Source organism: Burkholderia sp. SIMBA_051, assembly GCF_046534915.1.
Classification (GTDB): Bacteria; Pseudomonadota; Gammaproteobacteria; order Burkholderiales; family Burkholderiaceae; genus Burkholderia; species Burkholderia ambifaria.
The window spans coordinates 1-232 of record NZ_JAWRXS010000974.1 but is presented as its reverse complement, the minus strand read 5'-3'; the positions used below and the strand labels follow the sequence as shown (position 1 = coordinate 232).

General features: G+C 64.7%; 1 protein-coding gene. It reads left to right on the top strand.

The window, feature by feature from the left end; genetic code table 11:
* On the top strand, positions 1-232 hold a 232-nt coding region (locus SB771_RS37395), incomplete at both ends, for an ABC transporter substrate-binding protein (protein ID WP_410722330.1).

Below are 232 nucleotides of genomic sequence, written 5' to 3'. Positions count from 1 at the left end.
CGTGGAATACATCTCGCTGGACGACGCCAGCGATTCCACTAACTCGGTCACGGCCTTCAAGAAGCTCATCACCGAGCAGAACGTGGACGCCCTGATCGGGCCCTCGGGCTCGCCCAACGCCATGGGCGTGATCCAGTTCGCCGCCGAGGCCGGCGTGCCGATGCTGGCGCCGGTGGGCACCGCCGCCGTGGTGCTGCCGATGAACGAGCAGAAAAAATGGGTCTTCAAGACC